This is a genomic window from Enterobacter sp. SORGH_AS_0287 (genome assembly GCF_031453695.1).
Taxonomy (GTDB): domain Bacteria; phylum Pseudomonadota; class Gammaproteobacteria; order Enterobacterales; family Enterobacteriaceae; genus Enterobacter; species Enterobacter ludwigii.
In genome coordinates, this window is sequence record NZ_JAVIZW010000001.1 from 4,140,663 (window position 1) to 4,154,280 (window position 13,618).

Annotated in this window: 11 protein-coding genes and 2 tRNA genes; 11 read left to right on the forward strand and 2 right to left on the reverse strand. The window is 52.5% G+C overall.

The features are described 5' to 3' along the window. The first annotated feature begins 151 nt into the window (after positions 1 to 151). Entirely contained in the window at positions 152 to 628 is a 477-nt protein-coding gene (greA, locus tag QE396_RS19720; protein ID WP_014171793.1) for a transcription elongation factor GreA, read from the forward strand. A 151-nt stretch (positions 629 to 779) separates the two neighbouring features. On the opposite strand, the gene yhbY is transcribed toward greA, so the two are convergent. After that, a complete protein-coding gene (gene yhbY, locus QE396_RS19725) occupies positions 780 to 1,073 on the reverse strand; it encodes a ribosome assembly RNA-binding protein YhbY (protein WP_003861814.1) in 294 nt (97 codons plus the stop codon). A 127-nt stretch (positions 1,074 to 1,200) separates the two neighbouring features. Between yhbY and rlmE the strand changes: the two genes are divergently transcribed. From rlmE to QE396_RS19755, 6 genes are all read left to right on the forward strand, one after another. Further along, a complete protein-coding gene (gene rlmE, locus QE396_RS19730; protein WP_014171792.1) occupies positions 1,201 to 1,827 on the forward strand; it encodes a 23S rRNA (uridine(2552)-2'-O)-methyltransferase RlmE in 627 nt (208 codons plus the stop codon). A 102-nt stretch (positions 1,828 to 1,929) separates the two neighbouring features. Next, positions 1,930 to 3,864, forward strand: coding sequence for an ATP-dependent zinc metalloprotease FtsH (ftsH, locus tag QE396_RS19735; RefSeq protein ID WP_025202925.1), 1,935 nt, complete (start codon positions 1,930 to 1,932; stop codon positions 3,862 to 3,864). Positions 3,865 to 3,962: 98 nt separating this feature from the next. Further along, positions 3,963 to 4,811, forward strand: coding sequence for a dihydropteroate synthase (folP, locus tag QE396_RS19740; RefSeq protein ID WP_020883535.1), 849 nt, complete (start codon positions 3,963 to 3,965; stop codon positions 4,809 to 4,811). After that, complete coding sequence (gene glmM / locus QE396_RS19745; protein ID WP_020883536.1) at positions 4,804 to 6,141, forward strand: phosphoglucosamine mutase; 1,338 nt, start codon at positions 4,804 to 4,806, stop codon at positions 6,139 to 6,141. The genes folP and glmM overlap by 8 nt, the downstream gene beginning before the upstream one ends. Positions 6,142 to 6,364: 223 nt before the next feature. Further along, positions 6,365 to 6,697, forward strand: coding sequence for a preprotein translocase subunit SecG (gene secG / locus QE396_RS19750; RefSeq protein ID WP_020883537.1), 333 nt, complete (start codon positions 6,365 to 6,367; stop codon positions 6,695 to 6,697). 9 nt (positions 6,698 to 6,706) lie between these two features. Then, positions 6,707 to 6,793: transfer RNA gene (locus QE396_RS19755), tRNA-Leu, on the forward strand. Between the two features lie 165 nt (positions 6,794 to 6,958). On the opposite strand, the gene argG is transcribed toward QE396_RS19755, so the two are convergent. Further along, positions 6,959 to 8,305, reverse strand: coding sequence for an argininosuccinate synthase (gene argG, locus QE396_RS19760; RefSeq protein ID WP_020883538.1), 1,347 nt, complete (start codon positions 8,303 to 8,305; stop codon positions 6,959 to 6,961). A gap of 287 nt (positions 8,306 to 8,592) precedes the next feature. Here argG and QE396_RS19765 point away from each other — a divergent pair. From QE396_RS19765 to infB, 4 genes are all read left to right on the forward strand, one after another. Next, a tRNA-Met gene (locus tag QE396_RS19765) sits at positions 8,593 to 8,669 on the forward strand. A gap of 207 nt (positions 8,670 to 8,876) precedes the next feature. Further along, on the forward strand, positions 8,877 to 9,329 hold the full coding sequence (rimP, locus tag QE396_RS19770; protein ID WP_014833432.1) for a ribosome maturation factor RimP: 453 nt from the start codon (positions 8,877 to 8,879) through the stop codon (positions 9,327 to 9,329). Positions 9,330 to 9,357: 28 nt separating this feature from the next. After that, positions 9,358 to 10,860 (forward strand): transcription termination factor NusA, encoded by a 1,503-nt coding sequence (gene nusA / locus QE396_RS19775; protein ID WP_014171785.1) that lies wholly within the window; start codon positions 9,358 to 9,360, stop codon positions 10,858 to 10,860. A 24-nt stretch (positions 10,861 to 10,884) separates the two neighbouring features. After that, on the forward strand, positions 10,885 to 13,572 hold the full coding sequence (gene infB, locus QE396_RS19780; RefSeq protein ID WP_014171784.1) for a translation initiation factor IF-2: 2,688 nt from the start codon (positions 10,885 to 10,887) through the stop codon (positions 13,570 to 13,572). The last annotated feature ends 46 nt before the right edge of the window (positions 13,573 to 13,618 follow it).

Consider the following 13,618-nt stretch of genomic DNA (forward strand, 5'->3'; position numbering starts at 1 on the left):
TGAACTTCGCGGTAAAATGCGTATCAAATTGAAAATTGTTGCTGACCTGGGGCTTCGCTCCCGGGTCGGTTTTCTTTTTGCTTCTGGCCCGCTCATGGGGGCCGGGGCAGGGAACACTGCTCCCAACAGGAATGTTTAAGAGGTATAACAAATGCAAGCTATTCCGATGACCTTACGTGGTGCCGAAAAACTGCGCGAAGAGCTGGATTTTCTGAAATCCGTTCGTCGCCCTGAAATCATCGCCGCTATCGCGGATGCGCGTGAGCATGGCGACCTGAAAGAGAATGCTGAATACCACGCGGCGCGTGAGCAGCAGGGCTTCTGTGAAGGGCGTATTAAAGATATCGAAGCAAAACTGTCCAATGCGCAGGTTATCGATATCACCAAAATGCCTAACAATGGCCGCGTCATTTTTGGTTCAACCGTTACCGTGCTGAACCTGGACAATGACGAAGAGCAGACTTATCGCATCGTGGGTGATGATGAAGCGGACTTTAAACAGAATCTGATTTCGGTGAACTCCCCGATTGCTCGCGGCCTGATTGGCAAAGAGCAGGATGATGTTGTCACTATCCGCACCCCGGGTGGCGAAGTGGAATACGAAATTATTAAGGTTGAATACCTGTAATTCGCATCTCGACTAAGATGTTGATACATTGTAAAGAAAAGAAAAAGGCCGCATAGCGGCCTTTTATCAACTCAAGGAGCGTGGCATTTTGCTCACCTGCTGACAGAAATCCCTCGTTTTACACAGAAAATGTGTTCGATTCAGGATATCCTTAGCGTGGCAGCGAGATTTTACGCTCTTTAGATGGGCGATAGAGCACCAGCGTTTTACCGATGACCTGTACATTACAGGCACCCGTTTCACGCACGATGGCTTCCACGATCAGGTTTTTAGTGTCTCGGTCTTCAGAGGCGATTTTCACCTTGATCAGCTCGTGGTGTTCCAGCGCTTGTTCAATCTCGGCAAGCACCCCTTCGGTCAAACCATTGTTGCCAAGCATGACTACAGGCTTGAGCGGATGTGCCAGACCTTTAAGGTGCTGTTTTTGTTTAGTACTCAGATTCATCGTATATTTTTGCTTACGTTGGGATTGAAAACGGTTCATTCTACCGCCATCTCCCTTATATCGCCAAATAGCTGCGTAGAAATTTACGTCACAGGCAAGTAACGATGAACCAGGACGGAAATGTTAAATGACAGGTAAAAAGCGTTCTGCCAGCTCCAGCCGCTGGCTTCAGGAACACTTTAGCGATAAATATGTTCAACAGGCACAGAAAAAGGGGTTGCGTTCCCGTGCCTGGTTTAAACTTGATGAAATACAGCAAAGTGACAAACTTTTTAAGCCGGGAATGACGGTTGTCGATCTCGGTGCAGCACCTGGCGGATGGTCCCAGTATGCGGTTACGCAGATCGGCGGAACGGGCCGAATCATCGCATGCGACCTTTTACCAATGGATCCCATCGTCGGTGTCGACTTCCTTCAGGGCGACTTTCGTGATGAATTAGTGCTGAAAGCGCTACTTGAGCGTGTAGGTGATAGTAAGGTCCAGGTTGTCATGTCAGATATGGCACCAAATATGTGTGGAACACCGGCGGTGGATATCCCCCGCGCCATGTATTTGGTGGAGCTAGCGTTAGAAATGTGTCGTGATGTACTAGCGCCTGGTGGTAGTTTTGTTGTGAAGGTGTTTCAGGGCGAAGGTTTCGAGGAGTATCTTAAGGAAATTCGCTCCCTGTTTGCGAAGGTTAAAGTTCGTAAGCCGGACTCTTCCCGGGCCCGTTCCCGAGAAGTGTATATTGTAGCGACCGGGCGAAAATGATAACCCGCGTCTTTCAGACGAAAGTTTGAATGACACGGGATATAGAGTATCCTGACGCTGTTTTTAACACAGTTGTAATATGAGGTTAATCCCTTGAGTGACATGGCGAAAAACCTAATACTCTGGCTGGTCATTGCCGTTGTGCTGATGTCAGTATTCCAGAGCTTTGGGCCCAGCGAGTCGAATGGCCGCAAGGTGGATTATTCTACCTTCCTGCAGGAGGTCAATCAGGACCAGGTTCGCGAAGCGCGTATCAACGGACGTGAGATCAACGTTACCAAGAAAGATAGTAACCGTTACACGACTTACATCCCGGTGAATGATCCTAAGCTGCTTGATAACCTTCTGACCAAAAACGTCAAGGTGGTAGGCGAGCCGCCAGAAGAACCAAGCCTGCTGGCTTCTATCTTCATCTCCTGGTTCCCGATGCTGCTTCTTATTGGCGTCTGGATCTTCTTTATGCGCCAGATGCAGGGCGGCGGTGGCAAAGGTGCCATGTCGTTCGGTAAGAGCAAGGCGCGTATGCTAACGGAAGATCAGATCAAGACCACGTTTGCCGACGTTGCAGGTTGCGACGAAGCAAAAGAAGAAGTGGGCGAACTGGTTGAATACCTGCGCGAACCGAGCCGTTTCCAGAAACTGGGCGGTAAGATCCCGAAAGGCGTTCTGATGGTAGGGCCCCCGGGTACCGGTAAAACCCTGCTGGCGAAAGCCATCGCGGGTGAAGCGAAGGTGCCATTCTTTACTATTTCAGGTTCTGACTTCGTTGAAATGTTCGTGGGTGTTGGTGCATCTCGTGTGCGTGACATGTTCGAGCAGGCCAAGAAGGCAGCACCGTGCATTATCTTCATCGATGAAATCGACGCCGTAGGCCGCCAGCGTGGCGCAGGCCTTGGCGGTGGTCACGATGAACGTGAACAGACGCTGAACCAGATGCTGGTTGAGATGGATGGCTTCGAAGGTAACGAAGGTATTATCGTTATCGCGGCGACTAACCGTCCGGACGTTCTTGACCCTGCGCTGCTGCGTCCAGGCCGCTTCGACCGTCAGGTTGTGGTTGGTCTGCCGGATGTACGCGGTCGTGAACAGATTCTGAAAGTTCACATGCGTCGCGTACCGCTGGCACCTGATGTCGACGCGGCAATCATCGCGCGTGGTACGCCGGGCTTCTCCGGTGCTGACCTGGCAAACCTGGTCAACGAAGCTGCACTGTTCGCTGCTCGCGGTAACAAACGCGTTGTGTCGATGGTGGAGTTCGAGAAAGCGAAAGACAAAATCATGATGGGTGCGGAACGTCGCTCCATGGTGATGACGGAAGCGCAAAAAGAGTCCACGGCTTACCACGAAGCTGGTCACGCGATTATCGGTCGCCTGGTGCCGGAACACGATCCGGTGCATAAAGTGACGATTATTCCGCGCGGTCGTGCGCTGGGTGTGACGTTCTTCCTGCCGGAAGGCGATGCCATCAGCGCCAGTCGTCAGAAGCTGGAAAGTCAGATTTCAACCCTTTACGGCGGTCGTCTGGCAGAAGAGATTATTTACGGTGCGGAACATGTTTCGACCGGTGCGTCCAACGACATTAAAGTCGCGACCAACCTGGCGCGTAACATGGTGACCCAATGGGGCTTCTCCGAGAAGCTGGGTCCCCTGCTGTATGCGGAAGAAGAAGGCGAAGTGTTCTTGGGCCGCTCCGTGGCGAAAGCGAAACACATGTCCGATGAAACCGCACGTATCATTGACCAGGAAGTGAAGCTGCTGATCGAGCGTAACTACAATCGCGCCCGTCAGATCCTGAACGATAACCTGGACATTCTGCATTCGATGAAAGATGCGCTCATGAAATATGAGACCATCGATGCTCCGCAGATTGACGACTTGATGGCTCGCCGCGAAGTGCGTCCGCCAGCGGGTTGGGAAGACCCAGGCGCTTCCAACAATTCTGACAACAATGGCACACCGCGTGCGCCGCGTCCGGTCGATGAACCGCGTACGCCGAACCCGGGCAACACCATGTCAGAACAGTTGGGCGACAAGTAAGTCACTGCTGTTGAAATCTATGTTTGCACCTCAAACCCTGGAGCTTGCTCCGGGGTTTTTCTTTTCTGTAAAACCATATTGATACCAGGGATTTGACCATGAAACTATTCGCCCAGGACTCGCATCTCGATCTCTCACATCCGCATGTGATGGGTATCCTGAATGTCACGCCTGACTCCTTCTCTGACGGCGGCACGCATAACACGCTTATCGAGGCTGTGAAGCACGCAAATTTGATGATTAACGCGGGCGCCACCATCATTGACGTAGGCGGGGAATCGACGCGCCCTGGGGCGGCAGACGTTTCGGTGGAAGAAGAACTGGCGCGCGTGGTGCCTGTGGTTGAAGCTATCGCACAGCGGTTCGAGGTGTGGATCTCCGTCGATACGTCTAAACCTGAAGTGATCCGTGAAGTCGCGAGAGTGGGTGCTCACATCATCAATGATATTCGCTCACTGACGGAGCCTGGCGCACTGGAGGCGGCCGCGGAGACCGGGCTACCGGTTTGCCTGATGCACATGCAAGGACAGCCGAAAACCATGCAGGAAGCGCCAAAGTATGACGATGTTTATGCCGACGTAAATCGCTTCTTTATTGAGCATATTGCACGTTGTGAACGTGCGGGTATCGCAAAAGAGAAATTGCTGCTCGACCCGGGGTTCGGTTTCGGTAAAAATCTCTCTCACAATTATGAGCTGCTTGCGCGCTTATCGGAATTCCATCATTTCGACCTGCCATTGCTGGTTGGTATGTCGAGAAAGTCGATGATTGGTCAGTTACTGAATGTAGGGCCGAGCGAACGTCTGAGCGGAAGCCTGGCCTGCGCTGTAATTGCGGCGATGCAGGGCGCGCACATTATTCGTGTCCATGACGTTAAAGAAACAGTAGAAGCCATGCGTGTAGTGGAAGCTACACTGGCAGCGAAGGAAAACAAACGCTATGAGTAATCGTAAATATTTTGGTACCGATGGTATTCGTGGGCGCGTGGGTGATGCGCCAATCACCCCTGATTTTGTACTGAAACTGGGCTGGGCGGCGGGTAAAGTCCTTGCACGTCATGGCTCTCGTAAAATCATCATTGGTAAAGATACCCGTATCTCCGGGTATATGCTGGAGTCAGCGCTGGAGGCCGGTCTGGCTGCCGCGGGGCTTTCCGCTTCCTTCACTGGCCCAATGCCAACGCCTGCTGTGGCATATCTGACGCGTACTTTCCGTGCTGAAGCAGGGATTGTGATTTCGGCCTCGCATAACCCGTTTTATGACAACGGCATTAAATTCTTCTCCATCGACGGCACTAAGCTGCCGGATGAAGTGGAAGAGGCGATCGAAGCGGAGATGGAAAAAGAGATCACCTGTGTCGACTCCGCCGAGCTGGGTAAAGCGAACCGTATTGTCGATGCCGCGGGTCGTTACATCGAATTCTGCAAAGGTACTTTCCCGAACGAACTGAGCCTGGCCCATCTTAAAATTGTGGTGGACTGCGCCAACGGTGCGACCTATCACATTGCGCCGAATGTTTTCCGCGAACTGGGTGCGAACGTGATTACCATCGGCTGTGAGCCTGATGGCCTGAATATTAACGAACAGGTGGGTGCGACTGACGTTCGTGCTCTGCAGGCGCGCGTTCTGGCGGAAAAAGCCGATCTGGGCATCGCACTGGATGGCGACGGCGATCGCGTGATCATGGTCGATCACGAAGGTAATAAGGTCGACGGCGACCAGATCCTCTATATCATTGCGCGTGAAGGTCTGCGTCAGGGCCAGCTGCGCGGCGGTGCAGTAGGCACGCTGATGAGCAACATGGGTCTCGAGCTGGCGCTGAAACAGCTGGGTATTCCGTTTGTCCGTGCAAAAGTGGGCGACCGCTATGTGCTGGAAAAACTGCAGGAAAAAGGCTGGCGCATCGGGGCTGAAAACTCAGGCCACGTGATCCTGCTGGATAAAACCACCACCGGAGACGGTATCGTCGCTGCGCTGCAGGTTGTTGCCGCCATGGCGCGCAACCATATGAGCCTGCACGATCTCTGCAGCGGCATGAAAATGTTCCCGCAGATCCTGGTGAATGTGCGTTTCACCGCCGGTAAAGGCGACCCGCTGGAAAATGAAAATGTGAAAGCGGTGATGGCTGACGTTGAAGTCGCGCTGGGCAACCGTGGGCGTGTTCTGCTGCGTAAGTCTGGAACCGAACCGCTGATCCGCGTAATGGTGGAAGGCGAAGACGAGGCGCAGGTGAATGAATTTGCGCACCGTATTGCGGATGCCGTAAAAGCTGCATAGTTTTTCACGTTAAGTGATTAAAAAGGCGGCGCTTGCCGCCTTTGTTTTGAGCAATTGATGGCTTTTTGCTGTTTTTTTCCGCAGTTGATACAATGCGTCAAAATTGCCCTTGCGAAGCACATTCGCTTTGGTTAGTATTCACACCCGCTTCAGTGGGAAACAAAAATCCTGCTAATTGGTCGAAGCATTGGTATGCGGCAAATCCGCAAGGAACAGGTTGATTATGTACGAAGCTCTTTTAGTTATTTTCCTTATTGTAGCCATCGCTCTCGTAGCGCTGATCATGCTGCAGCAAGGTAAAGGCGCTGATATGGGAGCCTCCTTCGGAGCAGGCGCTTCCGGTACGCTGTTTGGTTCAAGTGGTTCTGCGAACTTCATGACCCGCACAACGGCGATTCTGGCTACGCTGTTCTTCATCATCAGTCTGGCGCTTGGCAATATCAACAGCAACAAGACCAGCAAAGGAAGCGAGTGGGAAAATCTGAGCGCGCCAGCGAAAACTGAGCAGACTCAGCCAGCTGCACCGGCTAAGCCGACCAGCGATATCCCGCACTAAGTATTCAGTACCGAGGTGGTGGAATTGGTAGACACGCTACCTTGAGGTGGTAGTGCCCTAACGGGCTTGTGGGTTCGAGTCCCATCCTCGGTACCAATATTCCAGAAGAAAGACGTCGAAAGACGTCTTTTTTTTCGTCTGTAGATTTCGTCTGTAGAAGGGGCGTTTTCGTCGGCGGGTACGTTCGTGCCAGCGGGAACGGTTCTGTAGCGGTCGTAAAAAAGGCGCCCAGTGGGCGCCTTTTGCATTTCTGCGTAAGCCTTACTTCTTAACGCTGTGCTCCAGGTTTTCAACCTGCGGCAGGCCATTACCGGCGCTTGCGGAGAGCAGGCCATTCTCAACGTAGTTGAACAGCTTCTCACGGGTATCGGTGATGTCCAGGTTACGCATGGTCAGCTGGCCAATACGATCGTCCGGAGAGAACACGGATTCACCTTTCTCCATGGTCAGACGCTCTGCTTTATAAGTCAGGTTGTCGGACACGGTGTTCAGAATCGAGTAGTCATTCCCGCGACGCAGCTCCAGCGTCACTTCACCGGTGATCGCGCTTGCCACCCAACGTTGCAGTGCATCACGCAGCATCAGGGCCTGTGGGTCGAACCAACGGCCCTGGTACAGCAGTTTACCCAGCTGACGACCATGGGAGTGATACTGCTCGATGGTGTCTTCGTTGTGAATACCGGTCAGCAGACGCTCATAAGCAATGTGCAGCAGCGCCATCCCAGGGGCTTCATAGATGCCACGGCTTTTTGCTTCGATAATACGGTTTTCTATTTGATCGCTCATGCCCAGACCGTGACGGCCACCGATACGGTTAGCTTCCAGCATCAGTTCCACATCGTCAGAGAAGGTCTTGCCGTTCAGGGCAACCGGATGGCCGCGCTCGAAACGCACGGTAACTTCTTCCGCCTGGATTTTGACGTTTTCGTCCCAGAACTTCACACCCATGATCGGGTTAACGATCTTCACGCTGGAGTTCAGGAATTCCAGGTCCTTCGCTTCGTGCGTCGCACCCAGCATATTGGAATCGGTAGAGTAGGCTTTCTCAACGGACATCTTATAGTCGAAGCCACAGGCGATCATAAACTCGGACATTTCATGACGGCCGCCCAGCTCGTCGATAAAGTCGGTATCGAGCCACGGTTTATAAATCTGCAGCTCGGCGTTGGTCAGCAGGCCATAACGATAGAAACGTTCGATATCGTTTCCTTTATACGTACTGCCATCACCCCAGATGTTTACGCCATCTTCTTTCATGGCGGCAACCAGCATGGTACCGGTCACTGCACGGCCCAGCGGGGTGGTATTGAAATAGGTCAGGCCGCCGGTAGTATTATGGAAAGCACCACACTGAATAGCAGCAATACCTTCAGCGACCAGTTGCTTACGGCAGTCAATCAGGCGCGCGTTCTCTGCGCCATACTCTTTAGCGCGACGAGGGATTGCATCATAATCGTCCTCATCCGGCTGACCCAGGTTCGCAGTATATGCATACGGAACCGCTCCCTTCTGGCGCATCCACAGCAGTGCAGCGCTGGTATCCAGGCCGCCTGAAAAAGCGATGCCAATACGTTGTCCTACCGGAAGATGCTTGAGAATCGTCGTCATAAAATAAAACCCTGCTTGATTGACTGATTAAGAGACCGCTTTCGCTCTCGATGCATGTTTATGCAAAATAAGTGAGTATTCATTTAATCATCTTTTGTCGATGACCGGAAGAGACTCGTGCGTTTTTTGTAAAATTTTCCCTTTGTTTGACCTGGCGGAAACTGGCTTGACAGGTGGGGTTCACTATCAATATACTAAACGCCGATTTTACGTCCCGTCTTCGGTACCAAATCCCAGCATTATTTGCAAATTCTCTCCAAAACGCGTAGAATTTGCCACGTTTCAGGCGCGGGGTGGAGCAGCCTGGTAGCTCGTCGGGCTCATAACCCGAAGGTCGTCGGTTCAAATCCGGCCCCCGCAACCACTTTCCCATAAAGTTCTTTTTCAAATATACTGTGAAGACTTAGAGCCTTCGTAGCTGGATTTGAAAAAATTCTTTCGGAGAGTGCTCCAGGCCGCAGTTGCGGCTATAGGGTTCAGTTATCTAAAGCCCCGATTTATCGGGGTTTTTTGTTATCTGACTACAGAATAACTGGGCTTTACGCCCTTTTTTTATGTCTTGGGGGTGGGCTTGTCCACATTAGAGCAAAAATTAACAGAGATGATTACTGCACCGGTCGAAGCACTGGGCTACGAACTGGTCGGCATCGAATTCGTTCGCGGCCGTACATCGACGCTGCGCATCTATATTGATAGTGAAGATGGCATCAATGTTGATGATTGTGCTGATGTTAGCCACCAGGTGAGTGCGGTTCTTGATGTTGAAGACCCGATTACCGTTGCGTACAACCTGGAAGTTTCCTCACCCGGCCTCGATCGCCCGATGTTCACGGCCGAGCACTATGTGCGCTTTACCGGTGAAGAAGTGGCTCTCGTTCTGCGTATGGCCGTACAGAACCGCCGTAAATGGCAGGGAATTATCAAAGCCGTTGATGGTGAAATGATCACGGTTACAGTCGAAGGCAAAGATGAAGTGTTCGCGCTGAGTAATATCCAGAAGGCGAACCTGGTTCCCCACTTTTAACAGTCTGGATTGAGGTGAAAAGCCCGCGATGAACAAAGAAATTTTGGCTGTTGTTGAAGCCGTCTCCAACGAGAAATCACTGCCGCGTGAGAAGATTTTCGAAGCGCTGGAAAGTGCACTGGCTACAGCAACCAAGAAAAAATACGAACAAGAGATCGATGTTCGCGTAGAAATCGATCGTAAAAGCGGTGACTTCGATACATTCCGTCGTTGGGTAATCGTTGAAGAGGTGACCCAACCGACGAAAGAGATCACCCTGGAAGCGGCGCGTTTTGAAGACGAAAGCCTGAACGTGGGTGACTATGTTGAAGATCAGATTGAATCTGTCACCTTCGACCGTATCACCACGCAAACCGCAAAACAGGTTATCGTCCAGAAAGTCCGTGAAGCTGAGCGTGCGCTGGTTGTCGATCAGTTCCGCGATCAGGAAGGTGAGATCATTACCGGCGTGGTGAAGAAAGTAAACCGCGACAACATCTCTCTGGAAATCAAATCTGAAGGGCTGCCAGGTAACGCTGAAGCCGTTATCCTGCGTGAAGACATGCTGCCGCGTGAAAACTTCCGCCCGGGTGATCGTATTCGTGGCGTTCTGTATGCCGTACGCCCTGAAGCGCGTGGTGCACAGCTGTTTGTGACCCGTTCCAAGCCAGAGATGCTGATTGAACTGTTCCGTATCGAAGTACCGGAAATCGGCGAAGAAGTTATCGAGATTAAAGCGGCTGCCCGCGATCCGGGTTCACGCGCGAAAATCGCGGTGAAAACCAACGACAAGCGTATCGACCCGGTCGGTGCTTGCGTAGGTATGCGCGGTGCGCGTGTTCAGGCGGTTTCTACCGAACTGGGCGGCGAGCGTATCGATATCGTCCTGTGGGACGACAACCCGGCGCAATTCGTGATTAACGCAATGGCTCCGGCGGATGTGGCGTCTATCGTTGTTGACGAAGACAAACACACCATGGATATCGCTGTTGAAGCGGGCAACCTGGCGCAGGCAATCGGCCGTAACGGTCAGAACGTACGCCTGGCGTCACAGCTGAGCGGCTGGGAACTCAACGTAATGACCGTTGATGACCTGCAGGCTAAGCATCAGGCTGAAGCCCATGCGGCGATCGATACCTTCACGAAATACCTGGATATTGACGAAGATTTCGCCACTGTTCTGGTTGAAGAAGGTTTCTCTACCCTTGAAGAACTGGCCTATGTGCCAATGAAAGAGCTGCTGGAAATCGACGGTCTTGATGAAGCCACCGTTGAAGCCCTGCGTGAACGCGCTAAAAACGCACTGACCACCCTGGCACTGGCTCAGGAAGAAAGCCTTGGCGATAAGAAGCCGGCTGATGACCTGCTGAATCTGGAAGGTCTTGATCGTGCGATTGCGTTCAAGCTGGCTGCCCGTGGTGTTTGTACGCTGGAAGATCTCGCTGAGCAAGGCGTTGATGACCTGGCTGATATCGAAGGTTTAACCGACGAGAAAGCCGGCGAACTCATCATGGCCGCACGTAATATTTGCTGGTTCGGCGACGAAGCGTAATAAACTGTAGCAGGAAGGAACAGCATGACTGATGTAACTGTAAAATCGCTGGCTGCCGAGATTCAGACCTCCGTGGACCGCCTGGTACAGCAATTTGCTGATGCAGGGATCCCGAAGTCCGCTGATGACTCGGTGAACGCGCAAGAAAAACAAACCTTGTTAGCGCACCTGAACCGTGAACACGGTTCGACGCCTGACAAGCTGACGCTGCAGCGCAAAACGCGTAGCACGTTGAATATCCCTGGTACCGGTGGTAAAAGCAAATCGGTACAAATTGAAGTCCGCAAGACACGCACCTTTGTAAAACGTGATCCGCAAGAGGCAGAACGCCTTGCTGCGGAAGAGCAGGCACAGCGTGAAGCGGAAGAACAAGCTCAGCGTGAGGCAGAAGCGACTGCCAAACGTGAAGCAGAATTAAAAGCTGAACGTGAGGCCGCAGAAAAAGCGAAACGCGACGCAAGTGATAAAGTGAAGCGTGAAGCTGCGGAAAAAGACAAAGTGAGCAATCAACAGACCGACGAAATGACAAAAACCGCCCAGGCTGAAAAAGCCCGCCGTGAAAATGAAGCTGCCGAGCTGAAGCGTAAAGCGGAAGAAGAAGCCCGCCGCAAGCTTGAAGAAGAAGCTCGCCGTGTAGCTGAAGAAGCGCGCCGTATGGCTGAAGAAAACGAGAAGAACGGTGTGAACCCTGCTGAAGCGTCTGAAGACACCAGCGATTATCACGTCACCACTTCTCAGCATGCGCGCCAGGCAGAAGACGATAACGACCGTGAAGTTGAAGGTGGTCGTGGCCGTACTCGCAGCACCAAAGCTGCTCGCCCAGCCAAAAAAGGCAACAAGCACGCTGAATCTAAAGCTGACCGTGAAGAAGCACGTGCAGCGATCCGCGGTGGTAAAGGCGGCAAGCGTAAAGGTTCCGCACTGCAGCAGGGCTTCCAGAAGCCAGCTCAGGCTGTTAACCGTGACGTAGTGATTGGTGAAACCATCACCGTTGGCGATCTGGCCAACAAAATGGCGGTTAAAGGCTCTCAGGTCATCAAAGCGATGATGAAACTGGGCGCAATGGCCACCATCAACCAGGTTATCGACCAGGAAACTGCGCAACTGGTAGCCGAAGAGATGGGCCACAAAGTTATCCTGCGTCGTGAAAACGAGCTGGAAGAAGCAGTAATGAGCGACCGTGACACCGGCGCAGCGGCAGAACCGCGCGCGCCTGTAGTGACCATCATGGGTCACGTTGACCACGGTAAAACCTCTCTGCTCGACTACATTCGTTCGACGAAAGTGGCCTCCGGTGAAGCGGGTGGTATTACCCAGCACATCGGTGCGTACCACGTAGAAACCGACAACGGCATGATCACCTTCCTGGATACCCCGGGCCACGCAGCGTTTACCTCTATGCGTGCTCGTGGTGCTCAGGCAACGGATATCGTTGTACTGGTTGTTGCTGCAGACGACGGCGTAATGCCACAGACCATTGAAGCTATCCAGCACGCGAAAGCGGCGCAGGTGCCTCTGGTGGTTGCAGTGAACAAGATCGATAAGCCAGAAGCTGACATGGATCGCGTTAAAAACGAACTCTCCCAGTACGGTGTTATGCCGGAAGAGTGGGGCGGTGAAGCGCAGTTCATCCCAGTATCTGCGAAAGCCGGTACCGGTATCGACGACCTGCTGAACGCTATCCTGCTGCAGGCTGAAGTTCTGGAGCTGAAAGCGGTTCGTAAAGGTATGGCGAGCGGCGCGGTTATCGAATCCTTCCTGGATAAAGGTCGTGGTCCGGTTGCAACTGTTCTGGTTCGTGAAGGTACCCTGCATAAAGGCGATATCGTCCTGTGTGGTTTCGAATACGGTCGTGTTCGTGCGATGCGTAACGAACTGGGCCAGGAAGTTCTGGAAGCAGGTCCGTCCATTCCAGTGGAAATCCTGGGCCTGTCCGGTGTGCCGGCTGCGGGTGATGAAGTGACCGTCGTACGTGACGAGAAGAAAGCGCGTGAAGTTGCACTGTATCGTCAGGGCAAATTCCGTGAAGTTAAACTGGCTCGTCAGCAGAAATCTAAACTCGAGAACATGTTTGCGAACATGACCGAAGGCGAAGTTCACGAAGTGAACATCGTTCTGAAAGCCGACGTTCAGGGTTCTGTGGAAGCGATCTCCGACTCCTTGCTGAAACTGTCTACTGACGAAGTTAAAGTGAAGATTATCGGTTCTGGCGTAGGGGGTATCACCGAAACCGACGCCACCCTGGCTGCTGCATCCAATGCAATCCTGGTCGGCTTCAACGTACGTGCTGACGCGTCTGCACGTAAAGTGATTGATGCTGAAAGTCTGGATCTGCGTTACTACTCCGTCATCTATAACCTGATCGACGAAGTGAAAGCAGCGATGAGCGGCATGCTGTCTCCAGAGCTGAAACAGCAGATCATCGGTCTGGCTGAAGTGCGTGACGTGTTCAAATCACCGAAATTTGGTGCGATCGCGGGCTGTATGGTTACCGAAGGTATCATCAAACGTCACAACCCGATCCGCGTACTGCGTGACAACGTGGTTATCTACGAAGGCGAGCTGGAATCCCTGCGCCGCTTCAAAGATGACGTTAACGAAGTCCGTAACGGCATGGAATGTGGTATCGGCGTGAAGAACTACAACGACGTTCGCGTTGGCGACATGATCGAAGTGTTCGAGATCATCGAAATTCAGCGTACGATTGCTTAATCATCGATGCAGGCCGGGTAAGCAAAGCGCCACCCGGTAATAATTT